The following is a 17,892-nucleotide window of genomic DNA, read 5'->3' on the forward strand; positions in this document are numbered from 1 at the left end:
TACGCTGGCGGAACTGCCCGGACCGACACGCGACCGTGCCAACCGAACCAACCACCGCCGCACCCCCACCGAACCGCCCCGCGTGGAACGCCCCCACCGTCGCCAACCCCCAGGTAGGCCGGGTCGGCTGGCTCACCCCCGCCCAAACCTGGCGCGCCAACGGCGGCAAGTGGTGACCCCTCCCGCCGCCCGACCGCATCTGCCGCTACGCCCACTCTGGATCTGCTGCACCTGCGCTGCACCCTGGCCCTGCGCCACCGCCCGACTCGCCCTGCGCCACGAGTACGCCAACGATCTCGTCGCACTCCGGATCTACCTCTGCAACCAACTCCACGACGCCGCAGCCGACCTGCACAAACTCCACCCCACAGAAGGGTCCGGACCCAAGAGCCCTCTTCGACCGCTTCCTCGCCTGGACGCCCCGAACCAACCCGCCAGCAATGGACTCAAATCAGGATGACGGGGGTGGTTAGCACCGCCACTCGGTGGGGCACGCCAGTGAGCCATTCCGGGCAACGAGGCCAGTGCGATAGGTGACGGTCCGGCCTGTCCGGATCGGCTCGGGACGTCGCGGCAGTGAAATGCCGCAGGACCTTGATCTGAGGGTGGCCCTACCAGAGATCGACTTCATCGAGCACCTGCGGCACCAGGATTTCCACAAACACCGCGGTGCCGTCGGTACGCGAGGAGGCCGTGCGGTACCTGGCCGACCCGCTCAGCCGTGAACGGGCACGACGGGGCGCCCGAGCGGGCACGCGGGAATCCGGGCGAGCGACCGAGCGTCGTTCTGCCGTGGCCAGGTGGTGCTGTGCCGCCCGCTGTCGAGCTGCCCTCATAGCTGGGGCGCAGGAATACCCGCGCCCGCCCAGCAGCCCGCCGCCCCTGGCCTACGCCGAAGGACCGCGCCGACCGTGTTTGCGTCGGCGGAGCCGGCGCGTCCAAGTTGGTCGACTCGTGGCGGCGCACCCACCTCGATCGACACCTCGGTCTGTTACGGCTGATAACACCTGCTCGCGGCAGCCCTGGGTCGAGCCTTGGCGTCGGTCCCGCCGGTGGGGCAGCTCGACAGCGAAACTAACGCTGGTGCGCTGGTGCCCAGCAGCATTGGTACCTCCACACCGACCACCAACAAGCCAACTGATCATCCAACGTCACGACCCGCTACGCGGAAAGGCTCAGTGAGTCAGCGGGGCACCGGAATGTCGGTGGGTGATGATGACATTGATGGAGGCGAGCTTTCCGTGATCATGACACCTCAGCGACCCCGGAGAGGTGGGCAGGACGGCTGTTCCCGGCTCGCGAAGCGCGATGGCAGCAACCGGTGGAGGTTTCATGGGAAAAGTAGTGTTGGATATGACGATGTCGGTAGATGGTTGCATCGCCGCTGCGGACGGCGGGCCCGCCGGGCTGCATGACTGGTTTTTCGCACCCTCGCCGGAGAGCCAGGCGATCGTCGAGGAGCTGCAGCGCGGCATGGGCGCGATGGTCATGGGGCGACGCACCTACGACCAGGGTGCCAGCCAGGACGGATTCGTGGACAACCCGTTCCCGGTCGAGCACTTCGTCGTGTCGCACAGCGCGCCCGAGCAGGTGGCCAAAGGGGACACCGCCTTCCACTTCATCCCGGACGTGGCCGAAGCCGTACGGCACGCGCAGGCCGCCGCGGGGGAGCGCGAGGTCATCATCGGTGGCGGCGCCCAGCTCGCCCAGCAGTGCCTGGCCGCGGAGCTCGTTGACGAGATACGGCTGGCGGTACGGCCCCTGGTGATCGACGGCGGGATCAAGCTGTTCGACGCTACCGCCCTGCGGTTGGAGAACATCGGTGTGATCGATACGCCCCAGGCGACCCACCTACGGTTCCGGATCCTGCACTGAGCTGGGTGTTCCCTGGGGCGCGGCCTCCGCGCCCCAGGGAACAGCAGACGGCGAGGATGACGCCCGACCCCGCCACCGCCCGCACCCCGGCCCGTGCCCCCTGACCCCCACCCTCGATGCCCCAGTTGATGGCTTGCCGGGACTCCGGGTGATCTCAGCCGCTAGCTTGAGGAGGTTAAGCGCATCTGACGAGGAAACCTGGAGCGCCGAATGCCACACCTGACCATTGTTGTCGACGTTCGCGCCAAGCCGGACCAGGTGGAGCCGCTCAAGGCCGAGCTCAGGCGGGTTGTCCCGCTCATCCGCCAGGAGAACGGGTGCATCGACTACTACCTCCATCAGGACAACAGCGACCCCACCCGTTTTCTCGTTTACGAGAACTGGGAGTCCCATGAGCTCTGGCAGGTGCACATGAACCGCTCACACGTGCAAGATCATGGGGAAGCCACCGCCGACAAGATCGCTGAATGCACGCGGTACGAGATGACCCAGATTGATTGAGTCCGGCGCCGTACGGCGCCGGCGGACCCCTGCTCCTCCGCAGCCCTAGCCGCCGAGGACTGCGGTGGCCTCCACCTCGACCAGCAGGTCGGGGCCGGCGAGGGCGCTGATGCCCAGGCCCGTCAACGGGGCAGCCAGGGTGACGCCCAGCTTCGCCGCCGCCCGCGCGATCCCCTCCCCCAGCAGCGCCATCTTGTCGGGCGTCCAGTCGACGACGTACACGGTCACCTTCGCCACGTCATCGAAGGAGCCGCCGACCTCGGCCAGGGCGGTGGCGACGTTGAGGTAGCACTGCTCGACCTGGGTGGCGAGGTCACCCACGCCGACCGTGTTCCCGTCAGGGTCCACGGATACCTGGCCGGCGAGGAAGACCAGCCGAGACCCGGTGGCGACCGCCACCTGGGAATAGAGGTCGACCTTCGGAAGCCCTTCGGGGTTCACCAGGGTGATGGTCATGCTGACTCCCTTTCCTGGAGCTGTCGGTTCAACCACCTAAACATAGCACAGCTATGTTATGTATCCTGGGGGTTGTGGCCAGGAGGAAAGACCCAGCGGTCCGTACCCAACTCATCGAGCGGGCCGCGCAGATGCTCCGCACCCGCGAGCCCATCACCCTCCGCTCGCTGGTGGCCGGCACGAGCGTGTCGACCATGGCCGTCTACACCCACTTCGGCGGGATGGACGGCATGTGGAAGGCCCTCCGGCAGGAGGGCTTCACCCGCCTCGCCACCCGCCTCGCCCAGGTAGCCCCCTCGGCGGACCCGGTCCGAGATCTGACCGCCCTCATCGCCGCCTATCTGGGTAATGCCCTGGACCACCCCGACCTGTACCGGGTCATGTTCGACGCCAACTTCGACCTGGAAGACGCCCAGGCAGCGGACGACACCCTGGAATACCTGGTCCAAGCCGCCGAGCGAGGCCGGCAGGCCGGGCGCTACCGCCCCGACACCAACCCACTGGAACTGGCCACCCAGAGCTGGGCCGTCGCCCACGGCCTGGTCTCCCTCGTCGCCACCGGCCCCCTACCCCGACCGACCCTCGCCCACGGCCCCCTCCTGCTGACCGCACTGTTCACCGCCACCGGAGACGACCCCGACCGGTGTGCCCGGTCGGTGGAGAGCGGCTGGCAGCCGCGCTTGGCCGGCGAATGACCGATCAGGCGCACGCCCGATGCGGGGGGTACGCCCGATGCGGGGGGGGGTACGCCGTCCGCAGCAGGCCAGGGACACGCGTGAGTATCACCAGCGAGGATCCACACTCCGGAGGGTTCTCGGCCTCACCACAGCGGTGGGCGGGGGTTGACGGCTCTGCGGACCTTCCCGCTGGCCTTCTCGAGAAGCGCGGCAAAGCCGGCCGCGGTGAGCGCGACCGGCTGGCGAGCGAGGGTTCTGTTTCCCGGATGGAGACCCAGCCCGTTCGACGAAGATGCCGGCGAGCAAGGGTGGGCGCGAGCGGGCGGTGACGGTGGGTTTTGGGGTGCGATCCCCGGTCCGGGCGCCCGACACCTCGTAACGCTGTCGGGCACCCGGGCGACGTCAGGTCTGCGTCAACACGCACCCAGCCGAGCGGCCATGGGCAAAAACCAGGGTTCGTTGTGGACGACTTGACAAACGATACCGATCGCGGTCATCGAGGCGTGGCGAAGACCTGTGTCCAGTACGGTCCGTTGCTACTCGCGACGCCGACCCCGATCTCGGTGAAGGAGCAGTTCAGGATATTCGCCCGGTGGCCGGGGCTGTTCATCCACGCGGTCATCACGGCTTCGGGGGACTGCTGGTTCCAGGCGACGTTTTCCCCGTAGGCGCGCCACTGGTAGCCGACAGCGTCGATCCGGTCGCCGGGGCTACTGCCGTTGCTGCCCGTGTGCGACATCTTCTGCTGGTCGGCCTGGTCCTGGCTGTGCCGCTGGGCGGCGGTCATCAGCTTCTCGTCGATACTCAGTGCCGCACAGCCAGCCTTCGCACGCTCGGCGTTGGCCAGCCGGACCACCTCGCTGGCCTCGGTGCTCACCCCGCCGTTGGAGGGTGGGGTGGTGGGTACCTGAGTCGGGCTGGGTGGGGTGGTGGGTACCTGAGTGGGGCTGGGTGGGGTGGTGGGCACCCGAGTCGGGCTGGGCGCGGTGGTGGGCACCCGAGTCGGACTGGGTGGGGTGGTGGGCACCCGAGTCGGGCTGGGCGCGGTGGTGGGCACCCGAGTCGGACTGGGCGCGGTGGTGGGCACCCGAGTCGGGCTGGGCGCGGTGGTGGTATGTGACGGCTTGGAGCGGTAGCTGCCCCTGTGGCGTTCCTGGTCGAAGCGGGACCTGGTGGAATGACGCGACGATGCGGCTGACTTCCGGCGCGCGTCTTCCGAGCGCGACTGTGCGGCGTTGCTCCACGCGGTGCTGGGACTGGTCGAGGACGACGTCACGCCCCCCTCATACGAGGTCGGATTCGTGGCCACAATGTCCTTGTGTGCCGAGGTGGGGACGGCGTCGCCACCGCCGGACAGTGCGGCGGCGCCGGCTCCGAGGCTCACGACCAGCGTGGCCGCCGCCGCGGCCCCGATGAGCACGGGCCGGCGGTTCCGGTGACCGGCCCGAGGGCCCTTGTTGGCGGATCTAGCGTCGGCCGGAGCGGCGCCAGCGACCGGCCGCATGCTGGTCATGTCGTCTGCGTACTTAGCGGTCGGCCTGGTGGCCGTCTTTTCAGGCCGCCAACCGCCGGTGACCTCGGGTCCTCCGGTGGCACCAGCCGCGTGACGCCCGCCTCCGGAGGGCTCGTCTCGCCAGCCCGTGGGCTGCCGGCGCCGGCCGCCCGCTGATTCCTGCTGCCAGCCATCGGTGTGCTGCCAGGTGGGGGCGGCTTGCCCACCCCGCGAGGGTTGGTCATGGTACGAGCTACCCGCGGCTGCCCAGCCTTGTGGGGTCTCGGACTCCGCCCGCCGGTGCGCGGTCTGTTGCCGCCGGTCCCACTCGTCGGCAGGGCGGTCCCATTCGTCGGCAGGCCGGTCCCAGCCGTCGGCCGCCGGTTTGGATCGCCGGCGATTATCATCCGGTTCCATCGATTCGCTCCAGCCGTACACGCCGGTAGCCTCCTCGGGTTAAAACTGCGGGGTCGAGGCGACGCTACGTGCCAGATATTTCCTGCGGCAACGTGTCTAAGAAATGACTAAGAAGGAGTTAAAGGAAGCGGTTCCTCGAGACGCGGATACTGATGTTGGTCACTGACGTTTACCGCGTCGTGGCAAGGTTCCGGCGACGGTGGCCTGCTCACTGCACCAGGCCCGGCCTGGGCAGCGGCCATGACACGTACGCTCCCGCACACGTCAACCGGCAGCGGGCGACGCTACGCCCGCCACTTGCCAAACGCGCCAACGACACCGACTCACAGTCGACTGAGACCAGACATCACGCACAGTCGGGCACCCGTCGCTCCCATTCCGGCCCGATCCAGTCACACAGTAATAACTAATCGCTACCTACCGGCACCGATATCCCGCCTTTCTGATCACGAACCGCACGCGCCACCCGGCCAACACCCGTTGGATGCGGCCCGCCATGGTCAGGCGGGCGGACAGGCCACGACGACGTATACGCCAGACCCTGGTGCGTCCCACTGCTCAGTGCCGCAGCACCCCACACCTGTCAGGGGTGCGTCATCCGGAGCAGGTCGAGCGCCTCGTCAAGCTGCTCCCCGGTGAGCTTGCCGGAATCCAGGTGCCCCCGGGAGACCACCACCTCCCGGATCGACACCTGCTTCGCGAGGGCCTCCTTCGCGATCGACGCGGCCTCGTCGTACCCGAGATGCCGGTTGAGCGGGGTGACGATGGACGGCGAGCCCTCCGCGTACGCCAAACAGACCTCGGCGTCCGCGACCAGACCGACCACGCACCGGTCCGCCAACAGCCGCCCCGACGCGGCCAGCAATTTGATCGACTCCAGCAGGTTGCGGGCCATCACCGGGAGCATGACGTTCAACTCGAAGTCTCCCTGGGAACCGGCGAAGGCGACCGCCGCGTCGTTGCCGATCACCTGCGCACAGACCTGACGGACCGCCTCACAGACCACCGGGTTCACCTTGCCGGGCATGATCGACGAACCGGGCTGGAGATCCGGGATACGCAACTCCCGCAGGCCGGCGCGGGGGCCGGAGCCCATCCAGCGGATGTCGTTGGCCATCTTGTAGAGACCAACCGCGATCGTCCGCAACTGCCCGGAGGTCTCCACCAGCGCGTCCCGTGCGCCCTGCGCCTCGAAGTGATTCCGCGCCTCGGTCAGCGGCAACCCCGTCGAGTCGCGCAACTGCTCGACCACCCGCGCCGCGAAGCCCAGCGGAGTGTTGATGCCGGTGCCGACCGCGGTCCCACCCAACGGCAGCTCAGCCAGGCGGGGCAGGGCCGACTCCAGCCGCTCGATGCCGTAACGGACCTGCGCGGCGTACCCGCCGAACTCCTGACCGAGCGTGACCGGCGTGGCGTCCATCAGGTGGGTACGCCCCGCCTTGACCACATCCCCGAACTCGGCGGCCTTGCTCTCCAACGCCTCCGCCAGATGCACCAGGGAGGGCAGCAGGTCCCGGGTCACGAACTCGGTGGCGGCCAGGTGGATCGAGGACGGAAAGACGTCGTTGCTCGACTGCGACGCGTTCACGTCGTCATTGGGATGCACGTCGGCGCCGAGCTCGCGGCTGGCCAGGGTGGCGATCACCTCGTTGGTGTTCATGTTCGACGACGTGCCAGAGCCGGTCTGGAAGACATCGACGGGGAACTGGTCGTCGTACCCGCCGTCGGCCACGTGTGCCGCGGCGGCCACGATCGCGGCGGACACATTCGCGTCGATCACCCCCAGCTCACCGTTGACCTCGGCCGCGGCTCCCTTGATCTGGGCCAGCGCCCGGATCTGGGCCGGCTCCATCCCCCGCCCAGAGATCGGAAAGTTCTGCACCGCGCGCTGGGTCTGCGCCCGCCACAGCGCCGCGGCCGGCACCTCCACGTCGCCCATCGAGTCGCGTTCGATCCGGTAGCCCGTCGCCTCAGGATTCGTCACCCCACCATCCTGCCGCGCCCGACCGCCCCGCGCGGATATTCACCCCGAGCCGCTCAACCAAGCTCGGTCAGCAGCCGCCGCACCTCGTGCCGCTCCGGCACGTCGACCTGGTCGAACAGGGCGAGCGCCTGGGTCCAGTACGCTCGCGCCGCCCTCACGTCCGTCGACCGCAGGCAGCGGGCCATGCCGTCCAGGGCCCGCGCCTGCTCGTACCGATGGTTGATTTTCTGGGCATCCTGCAGCACCCGGCGGAAGAGATCCAACGCGCTGGGCCGGTCCCCCTGCTCGGCGATCGCCCGAGCCAGCAGGTTGCGGGAGGCACACGCGCCAACCCGGTCGCCGGACTTGTTGATCGCGATCAGCGCCTCCCGGTGCAGCCGTGCGGCTTCTCCGGGCCGCCCAGCCTCCCGCGCCAACACACCAAACTCGTTGAGGACCTCGCCCTCGCCGTAGCTGCTACCGACCCGCCGCGTGATCCGCAGTGCCGTCCGGAGCAACCGCCGGGCCGGCGCGACGTCCCCCATCCGGTGCCGGATCATGCCGGTGTGCGCGAATGCCCGGCCCAGTGCCCACAGATCACCGAGCTCCCGGGCCAGCACCATGTGCAGCCGGGTCGTGCGCAGGGCTTCCTCGTACCGGCCCCAGTAGGCGAGCGCGCAGCCCCTGTTGTTCGTCAGCTCGGCAAGCCTAGCCCGCCCGGTACTGGCATCGGCGAACTTGACCGCCTCGTCAAGAAACTCCAAGCCACGCCGGTAGTCGCCATTGCTGGCGTAGGCGGCTCCAAGGTTCATCAGTCCGCTCATTATCTGTTGCCGCAGCCCGAGCCGGCGGCGCACCTGGAGACTTCGCGACATCAGGGTGATCGCCTCGGGGAACTGCGCCAGCCGATAGTGCGCCGAGGCCAGGTAGTTCAGGGTCAGCGCCACCGCAGCCTGATCGTCGAGGCGCTCCGCCGCACGGAGCCCCACGGTGTGCATCTCGATCAGCTCGCTGAGCTGGCCACCCTGGTAGGTCGCCCACCAGCAGGCACGGGCGAGCCGCCAACAGTGCTGGAGCAGGCCCTCCGCCTCAGCGATTCGGGGCAGCGCGGTCAACACCACGCGGTTGTTGTCGAACCAGGTTGTCCCCAGCGGTAGGCATGCCTCGACCAGGTCGGCCCGCGGCGGATCCGGCAGTACGAAGGCGACCTGGCTGGTTCCTTCGAGGACACGGGCGATCGCCGCCGCCACGTACAGATGATGATCGAGGAGCCGTTCCAGGGCGGCGGAGCGCTCGGCCGCTCGACCGGGTTCGGCCAACAGGCGGCGGGCGTACTTCTGGACCAGGTCGTGGAGGCGGAACCGGCCCGGTCTCGGCTCCTCGACCAGGTTGGCGTCGATCAACTCGTCGAGCAGGTCCCGGGTGTCGGGTAGGGCCGACTCAGCCAAGGCGGCGGCGACCATGTTGTCGAAGTTGCTGTCCGGATGCACGCCGAGCAGTCGAAAGAGCCGCCGCGAGGGCGGTGAGACCTGCGCGTACGACAGGGCGAAAGCCCCGCCGACCGAACGCGTCCCGGCTGCGAACTCGGCCAACGGGTCACGGGCTCCGGCCAGCCGCTCGACAAGGTCGACAATCCGCCAGCTCGGCCGGTGCGCCAGCCGGGCACCCGCCAGCCGGATCGCCAACGGCAGGAAGCCACAGCGACGAGTCACCTCCGCCGCCGCCTTCGGTTCGGCGGCCACCCGCTCCGGACCGGCCACCCGCCCCAGCAGCGTGACAGCCTCGTCCAGATCGAGAACGGGCAGCGACACCGGGTGGCCCGCATCCAACCCGACCAACCGCCATCGACTGGTCACCAGCGTGAGGCAGGACCGCCCGGTGGACAGCAGGGGTGCGACCTGATCGACGCTCGCCGCATTGTCCAGTAACACCAGCACCCGCCGGTCGGCGAGTTCGGTGCGCCACCGGGCGAGACGATCCTCCAGGTCCACCGGAATCTGCTCCGCCGGGATACCGAGCTGCCGCAGCAGGGTCGCCACCGCCGCCGCCGGGGTCAACGGGGTGCGTTCGCTGTGGCCGTGCAGGTCGAGGTAGAGCTGCGCGTCCGGGTAGCGGTCGGCGAGGCGGGTGGCGAGGTGCACCGCGAGGGTGGTCTTGCCGCTGCCCGCCATTCCGTCGATCAGTTGAACCTGGGTGTCTTCCTCCTGGAGCCGCTGGAACAGGTTCGCGACGATCTCCTGCCGGCCGGTGAAGTCACTGATCGCCCTCGGCAGCCCCCGAACCGGGGTCGTGCTGGGTCGCGGTCCAATGGCGACCAGGTCCCCGGCCAGCACCCGCTGGTGCAGCTCCTGCAGCTCCAGGCCGGGCTCGATGCCCAGCTCGTCGGCGTAGTGCCGGCGCCCGTCCCGGTAGACGGCGAGGGCATCGGCCTGGCGACCGATGGCGGAGAGGGCCAGCATCAGCTGGCCTCGCAGGCGATCCCGCAGCGGGTGTCGCGCGACCGCCTCGATCAGTTCGTCGATCAGGTCGACCGCGTTGCCGAGCCGCAGCTCGACGTCAACGCACTCCTCCAGCACCGTCACCCGTTGCTCGTCGAGCGTCCGGGCCCGGCCGCGTACGCTCCGCCCGGCGACGCCACCCAGCGCCGGCCCCCGCCAGAGCGCGAGCGCGGTACGGAAGCGCCGGCGGGCGTCAGCCAGGTCGTCAGCGGCGACCGCCGCCCGAGCGGCGACAAGCTCGTCGCCGAACACCTCGGCGTCGAGGTCACCAGGGGCGGTACGGATGCCGTAGCCACCCGGGTCGGTGACGATGAGGTCCGGGGGTAGCCCGAGGGTGACGAACCGGCGCCGCAGCCGGGACACACAGGTCTGCAGCTGGGCCCGGGCAGTAGCCGGTGGCTGTTCCTCCCAGACCGCGTCGACCAGTTCCGCCACCGGCACGATCCGACCAGCCTGCAGTAGCAGCATCGCGAGGATGGTCCGATCCCGACCCGCGGTAACGGTGGCCTCGCCACCGACCCGCAGCGGGCCCAGGATCCCAAACCGCATACTTCCACCCCTGCCGTACCTGCAACTTCCAGCAGGGTAGCTGTCAGCCTAAAACCCTTTTCGGATATGGCGATAGCGCGGTGAGAGTGGATCAAGAGAGCGGCGGCTGACAATCAGGGCCGCATAGTCGAAGACACATTCGACGGGGGCGGTGCGCCCGTCCGGCCGTAGCCGGGCGGGCGCACCGATGTCAGCGGCGGCCCACGGTGAGGACCGGCTTGGTCACCTCGGCGAAGAAGTCGTTGCCCTTGTCGTCGACCACGATGAAGGCCGGGAAGTCCTCCACCTCGATCCGCCAGACCGCCTCCATGCCGAGCTCGGCGTACTCGAGCACCTCGACGTGCTTGATGCAGTCCTGGGCGAGCCGGGCCGCCGGGCCGCCGATCGAGCCGAGGTAGAAGCCGCCATGCTCCTGGCAGGAGCGGGTGACCTGGGTGGAGCGGTTCCCCTTGGCCAGCATCACCATCGAGCCACCGGCGGCCTGGAACTTCTCCACGTACGCGTCCATCCGGCCCGCCGTGGTCGGGCCGAACGAGCCGGAGGCGTAGCCCTCGGGGGTCTTCGCCGGGCCGGCGTAGTAGACCGCGTGGTCCCGCAGGTAGGCCGGCATCGACTCGCCGGCGTCCAACCGCTCGGCGATCTTGGCGTGAGCGATGTCCCGGGCGACGACCAGCGGACCACTGAGCGACAGCCGGGTCTTGACCGGGTACTCGCTCAACTCGGCGCGGATCTCGGCCATCGGCCGGTTGAGGTCGACCCGGACCACCTCCGACGACTCCAGCTGGGACTCCGTCACGTCGGGCAGGTAGCGGGCCGGGTCCGTCTCCAGTCGCTCCAGCCACACCCCCGACGGGGTGATCTTCGCGACCGCCTGCCGGTCCGCCGAGCAGGACACGGCGATCGCCACCGGGCACGACGCGCCGTGCCGGGGCAGCCGGACCACCCGCACGTCGTGGCAGAAGTACCGGCCACCGAACTGCGCGCCGATGCCGAAGCCCCGCGTCAGCTCCAGCACCTCCGCCTCCAGCTCCAGGTCACGGAAGCCGTGCGCGGTCATCGACCCCGCGGTCGGCAGCCCGTCGAGGTACTTCGCGGAGGCCAGCTTCGCGGTCTTCAGCGCGTACTCGGCACTGGTGCCACCGATGACGACGGCCAGATGGTACGGCGGGCAGGCCGCCGTACCGATCAACCGCAGCTTCTCCTCCAGGAACTGCATCATCCGAGTCGGATTCAGCAACGCCTTGGTCTCCTGGTACAGGTACGACTTGTTGGCCGAACCGCCGCCCTTGGCCATGAAGAGGAACTTGTACGCGTCCGGCTGTCCGTCCGGATCCTCGGCGTAGAGCTCCACCTGCGCCGGCAGGTTGCTGCCGGTGTTGCGCTCCTCCCACATGGTCAGTGGGGCGAGCTGCGAGTAGCGCAGGTTCAGCCGGGTGTACGCCTGCCAGACCCCGCGGGAGATCGCTTCGGCGTCCGTCCCGTCGGTGAGCACGTGCCGGCCCCGCTTGCCCGACACGATCGCCGTGCCGGTGTCCTGGCACATCGGGAGCACCCCACCGGCGGCGATGTTGGCGTTGCGCAGCAGGTCCAGCGCGACGAAGCGGTCGTTGGGCGAGGCCGCCGGGTCATCGATGATCGACCGGAGCTGCGCCAGGTGCGCGGGGCGCAGAAAATGCGCGATGTCGTGCATCGCCTCGGCGGTCAACGCGGTGAGCGCGGCCGGCTCCACAGTCAGGAATCGGCGACCACCGGGGCCGTTGACGACGTCAACGCCCTCGTCGGTGATCAGGCGGTACTCCGTCTGGTCCGAACCGGTCGGCAGCAGGGGTGCGTACGAGAAGGAGGCGGCACTGCTCATGAGCGGAAAGCCTAGGGCAGAAGAGCCGTCCGGTCCCACCCACCGGGTAGGTCCTGGGACAGCGCTCTCACCCCGTCGGGCCCGTTGGCTGGAAGGAGACGTACCCGATCTGGCGGCCCTCGCCGATGACCATGCCGTTCGTCCCGGCCGCGAGCGCGTTCGCCGCGGTGCGGAGGTTCGCCAGCTCAGCGCCGGTACGCGGATCGAGCGCGACGAGCCGGGACGGATCCTGTTCGGCGAAGATCGCCGCGGACGGGGTGAGCGCCACCCGCGGCTCCCCCTCGGCGGGGCGAGTCCACCGGGTCTCGCCGCCGCCCAGTTCGCGGGCGGAGACCGAGCGCTTGTCCGCCGCGCGGACCAGGGCGTATCGATCGTCCACGGCGACGATCTTCGTGTCCGGGTCGGTGACCAGCAGCAGCCGGCCGTCGTAGGCGTCGAGGACCGCCTGCTTGCCGTCCGGCGACATCCCGATCAGCACGCTGCGGGCACCCAGCGGGTCCCGGCGCTGGGCGCAGCCGATGGCGTCGGCGGTGCCGAAGTTGACGCCCGCCCGGCGCCAGGTCTCCTGCCCGGACAACGGGTCCCATCCCGAAACGGCGTAGCGACAGTTGCCCTCCTCGGCGGTGGCGGTGAGCCGCAGCATCCGGCCACCGACCACGGACAGCCGCTCGTCCCGGCCGGGCTCGATGTCGACGAGCACTCCTCCGGTCGCCGTGTCCAACACGTGCACGCGACCGTCGACCGGAAACCCGAGCAGCCCGGGTACCGGCTCCGGGCCGGCGACCCCGTCGTCGATCCGGACGGCCTCGATTCGGCGGGTGTCGCGCAGCCCCGGGTTGTCGCCGAGTAGGCCACTGTGGACGCCCGGTAGGTAGGCCGTCCACAGCGGGGTGTCCCCACGCGGATCCCAGGCGTGCAACGTGCAGTCGGTCGGGGCCGGGCAACGCGCGTCAATGAGCAGGTTCCGCCAGGTCCAGACCGCGACCGCGGCGTCGTCGCGCCGCCGGGTGGCACCGGTGACCGGGTCGAGCACCTCGTAGCCTCGGGTGAGGAGCTTGCCCACCACGACGACGGCGTCCTGCCCCGCACCGGCGACCGCCGACCAGTCGGCCTTGCGCTTCCAGAGCGGGGTCCCGTCGCCGAGCCGTACCGCCTCCACCCGGGTGCGCTGCTCGACCACGACGGCCTCCCCGGCGATGGTGACGCTGCGCGGGGTGCCACCGACGCGTTGCTGCCAGACCACGCCCGGCCCGCCAATCGGGGCACTGCGGTTCACCCAGTCCCACACGCCGGGGAACGGGTTCCAGACACCGCTCACCGAGAGCACGACGACCGTCACGAGCCCGAGCAGCAACCAACCAGGCTTACCCAGGCCGCGCCCCTTCACCACCGGGACACGGTAGCCGCCCGCCCGGACCGCCGCATCCCGCCGCGCCCGCGTCCGGCGGGGCCAGCGTCCGCCAGAGCACCACCGTCGCGGTGAGCGACGCCACCCCGGCGAGCGCTATCACGGTGCCGGGGGCGACCACCTCGCTCAACGCCCCGCCGGCCGCGGCGGCCAATCCCTGCCCCGCCATCATGCCGGTGCCCAGCAGCCCGAACGCCTGCCCCCGGCGGGCTTCCGGCACCGCGTCGAGAAACCGCCGGGCCAGCCCGAGGTGGTAGGCGAAACCGGCGGTCGCGACCGTGAGCAGCACCACCGCCGGCCACTGGCTCGGCTCGGCCACGAAAGCCAGCAACGGCACGCCGAGCAGCAGCGCCAGCCACGGAGTCAACGCCTCCCGGCGGGCGGGCCCGACGAACCGTCCGACCAGCAGGTCACCGAGGAGCATCCCGAAGGCACCGGCCATCAGCAGCAGGCCGGCACTGGCCGCCGGTTCGAGCTCGGCCGCGTACGGCACGAGCACGCCATCGGCCCCGACCAGCAGCGAGCCGGGAATCCACTGTGCCAGGAGCAGGCCGCGAACCCGCCGGTCGGCGAGGAGCATCCGGTTGACCCGCCAGGTCTCCCCGACGGCGCTTCCGGTCCCCGTCGCCACCCGGGGCGCTCGGGACGTCAGCCCGACCCGGGCCAGCAGGGCGGCGAGGAGGCAGGTGGCCGCCGTGAGCCAGAGCGCCCCGTACGGGCCGACCAGCCCGAGCAGCAGGCCACCGAGGGCGAACCCGGCCACCTGGGTGCCCCCGGCCGCCACGGTGAGCACCGACCGCCCCAACACGTACGCGTCGCCGTGCAGTATCTCCGGCAGCAGCGCGCTGCGGGCGGCGCTGCTGACCGGGGCGAGGAGACCGACGACCGCGACCAGGCCGAGCATGGCCGGCGGGGAGAGCACGCCGAGCGCGAGCACCACGACCATGGCGAGCCGGAAGAGGTCGTAGCCGACGATGAGCCGCCGCGGCGGCCACCGGTCGGCGAGGGCGAGCAGGAACACCCCGCCCACCGCGTGCGGCAGGAACCCGGTCACGTACGCCAACGCGGCGAGCAGCCCGGAGCCGGTGCGCTCGTAGATCAGCACGGACAGGGCGAGCATCTTCACCGTCTCGCCGATCACGAACACGCTGTAGCCGCCGAAGAGCGCCCGGAACTCGGCGACGGCGAAGACGTCCCGGAAGGTGACGGGACGGGAGTCGGTAACGATCATTCGAGTAAGTGTGGGGAGTGACCCGGTGACGACCTATCCTTTCGTTCACCAGCGAAAGGAGCGGCATGCGGATCGAGGTGACCTCGGCAGACGTGGCGGTGAGCCGCTACGCCATCTCACCGCTCGGGGAGGCGATGTCGGCGCTGCGGCTCTGCGCCGGGCAGAACGAGGTCACCGGGCTGACCCCGTGGGTGACCCGGGCCCGCCCCGCCTTCGAGCAGCTGCGGCGACGCATGCCGGCGATCGACGCGCTGTTGGCGTTGCAACGCCAGGGCGCGTACAACGCGGACTTCTACCAACCACCACCGGACGGCACGGCGCGGGGCTTCACCGACGAACTCGCCATCGTCCGGTCGACTCCACTGGCGCAGGCCCGCGCCGAGTTGGCCCGCAACCTCGCCGGCCACCGAACCCCACCGACGAACGCCCGTCGGATCTACGAATCGCCGGACGTGGTGGACCAACTCGCCGACGGGCTCGAGGCGGCCTGGGTCACGCTGGTCGAGCCGGAGTGGCCGCGACTGCGGGCCGTCCTGGAGCGGGACCTGCTGCACCGGGCGGGGCGGCTGCTCGCGTACGGCTGGGGCGCGGCGGTCGCGGACCTGGACCCCCGGCTGCACTGGGTGCCCGGCCCGGGCGTCGGCTATCTCGACATCGACGACCCGGACCCGCGGACGTACCCGCTGAGCGGGCGCGGAATGCTCTTCGTGCCCACCGTCTTCGGCACCCTGATGTACTACGTCGAGCAGCCCGGGCCGTACGCGATCGTCTACCGGGCCGCCGGGGTCGCCGAACTACTCGGTCCCCCGGACCCGGCGCGGCCGGTGGACGCGCTGGACCGGCTGGTCGGTCGGGGCCGCGCCACGGTGCTGCGCGCCCTGACGGCCCCCGCGACGACCAGTCAGCTCGTCGCCCAACTCGGTCTGAGCCTGGGCGGCACCGGCGACCATCTGGCAGTGCTGCGCGAGGCGGGCCTGGTGACCCGCGCCCGCGTCGGCCGGACGGTCCGCTACCGCCGCACCTCGCTGGGGGACGCGCTCGCCGAGAACGGCTGACCGGACCTGGCGGCCTCCGCACCCGGCGGTGACGTTGTCCGCAGCGCGGAGCGGAGCAGGGGAAGAACCCGGTGCGGGATCTGCTCGGCCAGGGCGATGATCGTCGAGGTCCGTCGGATGCTCTCGTGCGACACGATCTGGTCGATCACCCGCTGCAGGTCGGCGTTGGAACGGGCCACGATTCGGCAGAGCAGGTCACCGGAGCCGGTGATGGTGTGCGCCTCGAGCACCTCCGGGATCGCCGCCAGGTGGGCGACGACCGGATCGCGTCCGTGTCGTTGGCTGATCTCCAGGGTGACGAAGCTGGTCACCCCGAACCCGACGGCGGCCGGGGACACGGCGGGGCCGAACCCGTCGATCACCCCGCGGGCCACCAACTTGTCCAACCGCGCCTGCACGGTGCCCCGGGCCACCCCGAGGCGACGAGAGCACTCCAGCACTCCAATCCGCGGCTCCTCGGCGAAGAGCTCGATCAGGCCAACGTCGAGGCTGTCCAGCTGGACAGAATGACCAGTGCTCATAGGTAAGGACCCTACTGCTTGTGCAACCTGACCAGGCTGATCAACAACAGTTGCCCAGTGCCGGGAGCACAGCGATATTCACGGGAAGAACACGGCACTAACGGAACACGGCTGCGGCCCACCAGGCCGGCCGGTACGCGAGGGAGGGCCACCATGACCCAGGCGATCGACCGACCCCAGTCGAACGACGAGGTCAACGCCGACCTGCTGGTCGGCGCCGTTGACCACGACATCAGCCGCGACCCGTTCCCGGTCCGGGGCCTGGACCACGTGCAGTTCCTGGTCGGTAACGCCAAACAGGCCGCGCACTACTACTCCACCGCGTTCGGCATGACCTGCGTGGCCTACCGGGGGCCGGAGCAGGGCTACCGGGACCACGCCCAGTACGTGCTGACCAGCGGTTCGGCGCGGTTCGTCCTCACCGGCGCGGTCCGCCCGGACGCGCCCGGCGCGGACCAGGTCGCCCGGCACAGCGACGGGGTCTGCGACATCGCGCTGGAGGTCCCCGACGTGGACGCGGCCCATGCGCACGCCGTCGCCCAGGGCGCGACCAGCCTGGCTGAGCCGCACGAGGTCAGCGACGAACACGGCACGGTCCGGCTCGCCGCCATCGCCACGTACGGCGACACCCGCCACACCCTGCTGGACCGCTCCCGCTACCACGGTCCGTTCCTGCCCGGCTATGTCGCCCGCCGACCGATCGTCGACCGCCAGCCAATGATCGACGCCGGCGTCCAGCCGAAGCGCTTCTTCCAAGCGATCGACCACGTCGTCGGCAACGTCGAGCTGGGCCGCATGGACGAGTGGGTCGAGTTCTACCAGCGGGTCATGGGCTTCACCAACATGGCGGAGTTCGTCGGCGACGACATCGCCACCGACTACTCGGCGCTGATGAGCAAGGTGGTCGCCAACGGCACCCGGAAGGTGAAGTTCCCGCTCAACGAGCCGGCGGTCGCCCGAAAGAAGTCGCAGATCGACGAGTACCTGGACTTCTACCAGGGCCCCGGGGCCCAGCACATCGCGGTGGCCACCAACGACATCCTGGCCAGCGTGGACGCGATGCGTGCGGCGGGCGTGGACTTCCTGGAGACCCCGGACTCGTACTACGACGACCCGGAGTTGCGGGCCCGGATCGGCGAGGTCCGGGTGCCGATCGAGGAGTTGAAGGCCCGCCGGATCCTGGTCGACCGGGACGAGGACGGCTACCTGCTCCAGATCTTCACCAACCCGGTGCAGGACCGCCCGACCGTCTTCTTCGAGCTGATCGAGCGACACGGCTCGCTCGGCTTCGGCAAGGGCAACTTCAAGGCACTCTTCGAGGCCATCGAGCGGGAACAGGAAAAGCGCGGCAACCTGTGACAGACCGGTGGTTGGCGGCCCGTCCGGCGGCC

At 70.1% G+C, this 17,892-nt stretch carries 14 protein-coding genes and 1 pseudogene; 7 read left to right on the plus strand and 8 right to left on the minus strand.

From position 1 onward, the window contains the following. The first annotated feature begins 35 nt into the window (after positions 1-35). The 4 genes and pseudogenes from AC1UKG_RS15995 to AC1UKG_RS16010 all read left to right on the plus strand — a co-directional run bounded on the left by AC1UKG_RS15995 (position 36) and on the right by AC1UKG_RS16010 (position 2,376). Positions 36-176, plus strand: a complete 141-nt coding sequence (locus AC1UKG_RS15995; protein ID WP_155244540.1) for a hypothetical protein — start codon at positions 36-38, stop codon at positions 174-176. Then, positions 170-473: pseudogene (locus AC1UKG_RS16000) on the plus strand (hypothetical protein). The gene AC1UKG_RS15995 and the pseudogene AC1UKG_RS16000 overlap by 7 nt, the downstream one beginning before the upstream one ends. A gap of 859 nt (positions 474-1,332) precedes the next feature. Then, positions 1,333-1,875: a dihydrofolate reductase family protein gene (locus AC1UKG_RS16005; protein WP_482642465.1), complete on the plus strand. Its 543-nt coding sequence runs from the start codon at positions 1,333-1,335 to the stop codon at positions 1,873-1,875. Between the two features lie 210 nt (positions 1,876-2,085). Then, positions 2,086-2,376 (plus strand): putative quinol monooxygenase, encoded by a 291-nt coding sequence (locus AC1UKG_RS16010; RefSeq protein ID WP_018743888.1) that lies wholly within the window; start codon positions 2,086-2,088, stop codon positions 2,374-2,376. A gap of 45 nt (positions 2,377-2,421) precedes the next feature. Here AC1UKG_RS16010 and AC1UKG_RS16015 read toward each other — a convergent pair whose 3' ends face one another. Further along, positions 2,422-2,832 carry a RidA family protein gene (locus tag AC1UKG_RS16015; protein WP_018743889.1) on the minus strand — a complete coding sequence of 137 codons (411 nt, stop codon included), beginning with the start codon at positions 2,830-2,832 and terminating at the stop codon, positions 2,422-2,424. Positions 2,833-2,906: 74 nt separating this feature from the next. Here AC1UKG_RS16015 and AC1UKG_RS16020 point away from each other — a divergent pair, with 74 nt between their 5' ends. After that, positions 2,907-3,527 carry a TetR/AcrR family transcriptional regulator gene (locus AC1UKG_RS16020; RefSeq protein ID WP_026325536.1) on the plus strand — a complete coding sequence of 207 codons (621 nt, stop codon included), beginning with the start codon at positions 2,907-2,909 and terminating at the stop codon, positions 3,525-3,527. Between the two features lie 475 nt (positions 3,528-4,002). On the opposite strand, the gene AC1UKG_RS16025 is transcribed toward AC1UKG_RS16020, so the two are convergent. The 6 genes from AC1UKG_RS16025 to AC1UKG_RS16050 form a co-directional block, all read right to left on the minus strand. Next, positions 4,003-5,439, minus strand: a complete 1,437-nt coding sequence (locus AC1UKG_RS16025; RefSeq protein ID WP_482642464.1) for a CAP domain-containing protein — start codon at positions 5,437-5,439, stop codon at positions 4,003-4,005. A gap of 562 nt (positions 5,440-6,001) precedes the next feature. Continuing rightward, on the minus strand, positions 6,002-7,402 hold the full coding sequence (locus AC1UKG_RS16030) for a class II fumarate hydratase (RefSeq protein WP_482642463.1): 1,401 nt from the start codon (positions 7,400-7,402) through the stop codon (positions 6,002-6,004). Positions 7,403-7,455: 53 nt separating this feature from the next. After that, entirely contained in the window at positions 7,456-10,428 is a 2,973-nt protein-coding gene (locus AC1UKG_RS16035) for an AfsR/SARP family transcriptional regulator (RefSeq protein ID WP_482642462.1), read from the minus strand. A 190-nt stretch (positions 10,429-10,618) separates the two neighbouring features. Then, complete coding sequence (locus AC1UKG_RS16040; RefSeq protein WP_018746046.1) at positions 10,619-12,286, minus strand: fumarate hydratase; 1,668 nt, start codon at positions 12,284-12,286, stop codon at positions 10,619-10,621. A gap of 67 nt (positions 12,287-12,353) precedes the next feature. Further along, positions 12,354-13,673: an outer membrane protein assembly factor BamB family protein gene (locus AC1UKG_RS16045; protein WP_026271763.1), complete on the minus strand. Its 1,320-nt coding sequence runs from the start codon at positions 13,671-13,673 to the stop codon at positions 12,354-12,356. Next, complete coding sequence (locus tag AC1UKG_RS16050; RefSeq protein WP_018746048.1) at positions 13,651-14,925, minus strand: MFS transporter; 1,275 nt, start codon at positions 14,923-14,925, stop codon at positions 13,651-13,653. Before AC1UKG_RS16050 ends, AC1UKG_RS16045 begins: the two co-directional genes overlap by 23 nt. Positions 14,926-14,990: 65 nt before the next feature. Between AC1UKG_RS16050 and AC1UKG_RS16055 the strand changes: the two genes are divergently transcribed. Then, positions 14,991-15,980 carry an ArsR/SmtB family transcription factor gene (locus AC1UKG_RS16055; RefSeq protein WP_482642461.1) on the plus strand — a complete coding sequence of 330 codons (990 nt, stop codon included), beginning with the start codon at positions 14,991-14,993 and terminating at the stop codon, positions 15,978-15,980. Here AC1UKG_RS16055 and AC1UKG_RS16060 read toward each other — a convergent pair. Beyond that, the gene (locus tag AC1UKG_RS16060; RefSeq protein ID WP_018815473.1) at positions 15,935-16,501 is read right to left on the minus strand and encodes an Lrp/AsnC family transcriptional regulator; all 567 of its coding nucleotides are present in this window, start codon (positions 16,499-16,501) and stop codon (positions 15,935-15,937) included. The genes AC1UKG_RS16055 and AC1UKG_RS16060 overlap by 46 nt on opposite strands. A gap of 153 nt (positions 16,502-16,654) precedes the next feature. On the opposite strand from AC1UKG_RS16060, the gene hppD reads away from it, so the two are divergent. Further along, positions 16,655-17,860, plus strand: a complete 1,206-nt coding sequence (gene hppD, locus AC1UKG_RS16065; protein WP_018746051.1) for a 4-hydroxyphenylpyruvate dioxygenase — start codon at positions 16,655-16,657, stop codon at positions 17,858-17,860. Positions 17,861-17,892 lie beyond the last annotated feature (32 nt).

Source organism: Salinispora sp. CH2A1_6 (assembly GCF_056820975.1).

Coding starts and splice junctions, on each gene's coding strand:
- hppD (WP_018746051.1), top strand. CDS start 16,655: ATGACCCAGGCGATCGACCGACCCCAGTCGAACGACGAGGTCAACGCC.
- AC1UKG_RS16055 (WP_482642461.1), top strand. CDS start 14,991: ATGCGGATCGAGGTGACCTCGGCAGACGTGGCGGTGAGCCGCTACGCC.
- AC1UKG_RS16015 (WP_018743889.1), bottom strand. CDS start 2,832: ATGACCATCACCCTGGTGAACCCCGAAGGGCTTCCGAAGGTCGACCTC.
- AC1UKG_RS16050 (WP_018746048.1), bottom strand. CDS start 14,925: ATGATCGTTACCGACTCCCGTCCCGTCACCTTCCGGGACGTCTTCGCC.
- AC1UKG_RS16010 (WP_018743888.1), top strand. CDS start 2,086: ATGCCACACCTGACCATTGTTGTCGACGTTCGCGCCAAGCCGGACCAG.
- AC1UKG_RS16005 (WP_482642465.1), top strand. CDS start 1,333: ATGGGAAAAGTAGTGTTGGATATGACGATGTCGGTAGATGGTTGCATC.
- AC1UKG_RS16060 (WP_018815473.1), bottom strand. CDS start 16,501: ATGAGCACTGGTCATTCTGTCCAGCTGGACAGCCTCGACGTTGGCCTG.
- AC1UKG_RS16035 (WP_482642462.1), bottom strand. CDS start 10,428: ATGCGGTTTGGGATCCTGGGCCCGCTGCGGGTCGGTGGCGAGGCCACC.
- AC1UKG_RS16040 (WP_018746046.1), bottom strand. CDS start 12,286: ATGAGCAGTGCCGCCTCCTTCTCGTACGCACCCCTGCTGCCGACCGGT.